The following is a 6,047-nucleotide window of genomic DNA, read 5'->3' as shown; positions in this document are numbered from 1 at the left end:
GGTCATCGGTTCGACTCCGATATTCTCCACTAAGGAGATCAAAGAGTTACAAATTAATTTTTGTGACTCTTTTTTTTGTTTTAGCCAGAAATTTGCCAGCTCGATATTCATCGCTTACTCTACCACCTCCTTTTTTAGCTCAGTTGGCTGGAGTGTCCCGATTGGCAATATCGGGAAGGTCATCGGTTCGACTCCGGTATGCTCCACGAAAAAAGGCAGGTATTTGTTTATCTGCCTTTTTTTAATTTTTATCAGAATAAAAATCTCTCAACTTCTTCCTCAAGCATGGGATTTCCGTAAGTTATGTTATGTCCTTTTTCAAAATCGAAAAGTGTGAGCACACGAAGCCGGTAATAGGCCACCCAATAACTTTGAATGGAACGGATATAGTCACGTTTGGCCTGCTCGCGCTCCTGCAGGGCAATGTTTAAATCGGTAATGCTTAGTTCACCATTTTGGAATTTCCGAAGTGCAATCTGATACCCGTTTTCTGCCACTTTATCGGCTTCAGTGGCTGTTCTTAGCTGGTCTTGTAAAAGGCTGAACTGCTCTACCTGCACAATTACCGAACGGTCAAACTCTTCAATATCTTTATTCACATTATAAATGGTAAGTTCTCTTTCTGATTCAGCCAGTTTAACAGTTGACGCCGATCGCCCCCAGTCAAGAATGGGAATGCTTAAAGAAATACGCAACATCCGGTCACGCTCTGGCTGGTCATAAATACCCCAAACGGTTTCTGCACTGTTCGATAACCCGAAACTTCCCCGGAGGGTAGTACTGAGACCGGTACTGTTTTTTGCTTCAGCCAGTTCACGGTCGGCATTAATTAACTGGCGCTGGTAAAGTGAAGTTTCTCTTCGATTTTCCCTCGCTTTCTGAACGGCCAAATCAAGATCAATGTCAAAGAACCTGATATCCAGTGGAATGTCGAGATTGATCACCATGGATTGATCCAGTCCAACGTATCTTTTCAATTCAAAATCAGTATTCTTTAATTCCATACTGGCCTGGTTCAATGCTTTTTGAGCATTTAACACCGATAATTCGATTCGTGAATAATCATTATCTGAAATCTGGCCCAATTCTTTTTTTGTTTGCGAAATCCGGAGGTTATCCCGGCTGTTTTTCAAATTATTTTCCGCCAGTTTGTAATTGGTTTGAACCATCAGGTAATTAAAATACCTGTAAGTAGCATTCAGCGCAATTTCTTCAATTTGCTCAACGAAGTTTTTTTGGGCTTCATCGTAAATCATGGGTTCGGTTTTGCGGTACCATTTCATCCAGTTATAAGCGAACAGAGGTTGAGTAAATCCAATTACAAAAGGGCTTCCCGAAAATCCGATTTCATTTTTATTTAAGTTTCGAATACCATGAGCTGATGTACTTGCCCAGATGTTGGTTCCAAGTTGCGGAATAGACTGGCTGAGTGAGAGATTTGCGGAAGCTGCAAGATTGGAAACTTGCTTAAATTCAATACTCCCGTCGGGCTGGGTAATGGGTTGGGTGGTGTGCGTGTAATTTGGCAAATCGCCATTGAGTGTTAACTGGGGTCTGAAACGGGTTTTAAAATTCCGGTAACGCCAGTAATAATTTACGTTTTGGTTTTGGACATATTTCGATGTTGGCGAATGAGTGAGGGCTAAATCAATAACATCCTCGAGGGTTAAAATATTTTCAATGGTATCATTTTGAGGGGTAACCGGGTTTGCAAACAGTGTTAAACCCGCGAATAACAATAAAAAAAACGTTCTCATTTTTTCGGGTCTATTTTTCTAATTCTATTTCATCTGATTGTCTGAATGTGTTAAGTCCTTCTACAACAACAGCATCTCCTTCGTTGAGCCCTGAAAGAACTTCACAATACTCATTTCCAATAATTCCGAGGGTGAAATCTTTTTTGACTGCTTTATCGCCCTCAATTACAAACATTCTGTGTTTTTGTCCGGTTTCAAATTCCGGTATTTTTTTTATTCGCAGTGCATCTTCTTTGTAATTTACAATTATTTGTATTTCAACCTGCTGGTTAGCAATGAGTTTCGGGTGGCTGCTTTCCTGAAGATGAACATTAAACTGAATTTTCTCATTTTCTACCATGGGCGTAATATTTCCAACAGTTCCTTCTAATTGATCCTCACCGAGGTTTACCAAAACCCTGTTCCCTGTTTTAAGTTCCACTGCATGTTGTTCTTCAACCGAACCGATTATTTTAAAAGAAGTAAGGTCAGACATTCTGACCAGCAAATTATCGGTATTTACCTTTTCGCCGGCTTTTCCTGAAATAGAGAGAATAATGCCGGAGGAAGGCGCCCGGATACTCATCTTCTGTATAAGATTCTGCTTTTCTTCGAGTTGTTTTTCCTCCATCCTGATTTGTAAAAGTAGTCCCTGTTCCTCTGCCTTGAGTTGTTGTAGCCGAATAGAATTTTTTTCCACCAGGGTTTCGAGATCTTTTTCTGCAAGTGTAATTTCCTGTTTGGTCTGGTCTATTCGTGCAGGAGAAATACCTCCAACTTCCAGCAACTGTTGCTGGTCGGCCAATTGCGATTTCAACGATGCAATTCTCAGCTTTTTAACTTCTTCGTTATATTCCAAATCAAGTCTTGTGCTTTGGGCATTCAGCCGGGTACGTTCCAGACTATTTCTTCTTACCTCAAGCTGATCTTTTATTTGGTCAATATCATCGTTAACTCCGTCGGTATTTAGCTGAAGGATTATTTCACCTTTTCTCACTCTTGTGCCAGGTTCGGCAAGAATACTTTGAATAATTCCGGGGCCGGGACTCAAAATTAATACTTCACTTTCAGAATCAACAACTCCTGTTGCATGCACCGAAAGCAATACCGGACCATTTTCAACAATTTCAGTAACAAAATTTGCTGATTTAACGGTAGCAGGCAAATACATTCTTGAAAAATAAAATGCCCCGGCTACTCCTGCAATTAACAACAAAGCTATGATTAAAACCTGAAATTTTCTGTTCTTTCCCATGGTTTTCAAAAGTTGGTTAAGGTAAATAATGGTAACAAAACCAATTTGTTAACAAAAAGGTTTTATTTACCGAGGGCTCAAAATTAAAAAAATCCTTTAATTATCGGGGGAATCAGCTATCTTATTTTTTCCAGGAACAAGTTCCTTATTTTAATTAAATAGTCAGCGTCAATTTTGTTTGAAAAAATTCTCACAAACTCAAAAAGCTTCCCTTTTTTGAAAAACGAACCGGATGCGGCATCAAATTCATGCCCGTCCCAGTTGTATTTTACATCCATGTTAACTTTTACAAAAGCAGCAGGTTTAAGGTATTTTGGTATTTCAATGTAGCCAAAGTTTTCATCCTTCTCCTCAATGTAAATTCCATCTTCCAGTTTTACAAGATTAAGAAATTTTACAATTTTTACTTCTGCTTCCAGTTTTCCCTTCAGTTTTTTATTCATTAAAAAATGAATACCCTGGTTTTGATAAGCCTCCTGAATTTTTTCCACCAAATCGATTTCAGAAAGATGCCTTAAACGAATTACATTTAGTAGCTGCGAACCAATCAGCATATAACCTTTGCCCGAATCAAAATTCCAATCGTACTCTTTTTCAATGTTTTGGGTGGCCCGCAAAACCTCTTCCAATGGATATTGCTTGTCAAGAACCAGATAAATGTAAATGGGTGCCGGACTGGTAGGTGTTTCATGATAATAACCGGGAAACTGGTTTAGTGCTTCAAAAACCAGACTGCCCGGCAGCACTTTTTCTTCTACCGAAGCAATGGTTATTTGTTTGGTCAGGTTGGAGAAAACTTCCATTTTTTTGTTCTGTTCCATAATGTGGTATCTTTGGTTTTATTTTTAGTTAAACGAATGCCAAACAAAGTAGTTCATTTTAAAAGTATAGGTCCGGTTACTTTTTTTCGCAACCGGCGTTCGAAAAATATAAAAATTAGCGTTAAACCCGACAAATCGGTGCTTATTTCTTTTCCTTTTTTTGTTTCAGAAAAGGAAGTACTTTCTTTTTTGGCCAAAAATGAAACGTGGATACGAAAGCATCAGGAAAAAGCGAAAGCACAGCAAAAATCGTTTGACGAAGGATTTCTTTTAAAGACCAAAATGCATACGGTTAGCTTGCGCAAAGGGCTGGTAACTGGTGAAGTTAATGTTAAAAATAATGAAGTAACTATTTGTATAAATGATTTTCAAGCTGATAATGCGCGTTTGGCCGTTGAGCACACACTTACTCAGATTTATAAGGTTGAGGCACATTATTTATTACCAAAACGATTAAAAGAACTGGCACAAAAACATGGATTCAGCTACAACAAAGTTTCCATTCGCAACAACAAACGCAACTGGGGAAGTTGTTCATCGCGCAACAACATAAGTCTGAATTTGCAAATGATGAAACTACCCGATGAACTCATCGACTATATTTTGCTGCACGAATTGGTGCATACCGAAATAAAAAATCACAGCGAACTGTTCTGGAAAAAACTCGACCAGATTACGGGAAACAAGGCCAGACAACTGGCCAGAGAAGTAAAGAAATATTCAACATATACATTGTGAAATTCAAAAGCACAAGTTCCAAATTTCAAATAAATTTCAATGGTCAATTTATTAAATTCCAAATTGTTCAATGAAAAATAGTTTTGAGAATTGAATTTTGAGATTTGGGGATTATTTGGATTTTGTAAATTGCTTTTTGATAATTATAAATTATGAACTGGAATCAATTACTTTCCACCAAGCGTATGGGAATGGAGGAGTGGCAAACTTCTGCCAGACCTGAAGACCGTACACAGTTTCAGCGCGATTACGACCGTATTATATTTTCGTCGCCATTCAGGCGGATGCAGAACAAAACGCAGGTTTTCCCGCTACCAGAGCATATTTTTGTGCACAACCGGCTCACCCACAGCCTGGAGGTGGCCAGCGTAGGACGCTCGCTGGGGAATTTGCTTGCTGAAAAAGTGGCTGTTGTATTTCCGGAAAATCCGTTGGTTTCGGAAATCGGCACCATTGTTTCGGCAGCCTGTCTGGCTCACGATTTAGGCAACCCGCCTTTTGGGCATTCGGGTGAATCGGCCATTTCCAATTTTTTTCAAAACGGTGCCGGGAAAGAATTTCAGCAACAACTAACACCGGCAGAATGGAGCGATTTTATCCGGTTCGACGGGAATGCCAACGCACTCCGCCTTCTTATGCACCAGTTTAACGGGAAGCGGCCCGGCGGTTTTGCGCTTACTTACCCTACGCTGGCCAGCATTGTAAAATACCCGTTCGAATCGTCGCTGGCCACCAAACAGAAATTTGGCTTTTTTCAGTCGGAGAAAGTTCAATTTAAAAATATTGCCGCTGAGTTGCAGATTCCTGAAAAAAGTAAAGACCAGCTTTCTTTTCAGCGCTATCCGCTGGTTTACCTGGTTGAAGCAGCCGACGATATCTGTTATCAGATTATGGATTTGGAAGATGCTTATAAACTGGGAATTCTGAGTTACGACCGGGTGAAAGAGCTTTTTTTGAATTTTTATGATACTGCCGAAGATAAAAAGGCGTTAAAAAGTATTGAAGAAACATTAACCCGGGTAACCGACAAGAATGAACAAATCAGCTACCTCAGAGCCGGCGTTATTGGCAAACTGATTCACGAAAGCATGCGGATTTTTGAAGAAAATTATGAATCCATTTTATGCGGAAGTTTTTCAAAAAGTCTGGTGGATTCGCTGCATAATAATCAGACAGTTGCCATGAAACAGGTAAAAGAGGTTTCTTTTTCGGAAGTGTATGCCCACCGCACCGTAGTTGAAATTGAAATTGCCGGATATAAAATTATCGGCACTTTGCTGGATGAGTTCGTTGGTGCAGTAATTAACCCGAAAGACCGATACAACAAAAAAATCCTGTCGTTGCTGCCCGGACAATACCAACCGGAAAGTGAAAGTCCGTACCACAAAATTCAGTCGGCGGTGGATTTCATATCGGGAATGACCGATGTATTCGCCCTCGATTTGTACCGAAAAATTACAGGGATAAGTTTACCGGGGGTGGTTTGAAGAAGTCGGA

At 39.8% G+C, this 6,047-nt stretch carries 5 protein-coding genes; 2 read left to right on the top strand and 3 right to left on the bottom strand.

The genetic code is table 11. The features are described 5' to 3' along the window. Nucleotides 1–251: 251 nt before the first annotated feature. From ACESMA_RS17480 to ACESMA_RS17470, 3 genes are all read right to left on the bottom strand, one after another. Complete coding sequence (locus ACESMA_RS17480) at nt 252–1,757, bottom strand: TolC family protein (protein WP_372950150.1); 1,506 nt, start codon at nt 1,755–1,757, stop codon at nt 252–254. A gap of 10 nt (nt 1,758–1,767) precedes the next feature. Continuing rightward, on the bottom strand, nt 1,768–2,991 hold the full coding sequence (locus tag ACESMA_RS17475) for an efflux RND transporter periplasmic adaptor subunit (protein WP_372950149.1): 1,224 nt from the start codon (nt 2,989–2,991) through the stop codon (nt 1,768–1,770). A gap of 116 nt (nt 2,992–3,107) precedes the next feature. Continuing rightward, nucleotides 3,108–3,812 carry a hypothetical protein gene (locus ACESMA_RS17470; protein ID WP_372950148.1) on the bottom strand — a complete coding sequence of 235 codons (705 nt, stop codon included), beginning with the start codon at nt 3,810–3,812 and terminating at the stop codon, nt 3,108–3,110. A gap of 36 nt (nt 3,813–3,848) precedes the next feature. Between ACESMA_RS17470 and ACESMA_RS17465 the strand changes: the two genes are divergently transcribed. Then, nucleotides 3,849–4,550: a M48 family metallopeptidase gene (locus tag ACESMA_RS17465; protein ID WP_372950147.1), complete on the top strand. Its 702-nt coding sequence runs from the start codon at nt 3,849–3,851 to the stop codon at nt 4,548–4,550. A gap of 152 nt (nt 4,551–4,702) precedes the next feature. Then, complete coding sequence (locus tag ACESMA_RS17460) at nt 4,703–6,037, top strand: deoxyguanosinetriphosphate triphosphohydrolase (protein WP_372950146.1); 1,335 nt, start codon at nt 4,703–4,705, stop codon at nt 6,035–6,037. Nucleotides 6,038–6,047 lie beyond the last annotated feature (10 nt).

This window comes from Mariniphaga sp. (assembly GCF_041687215.1).
In the GTDB taxonomy this organism is placed as follows: domain Bacteria; phylum Bacteroidota; class Bacteroidia; order Bacteroidales; family Prolixibacteraceae; genus Mariniphaga.
The sequence above is the reverse complement of the archived record's forward strand: the minus strand, read 5'-3'. Positions and strand labels throughout refer to the sequence as shown.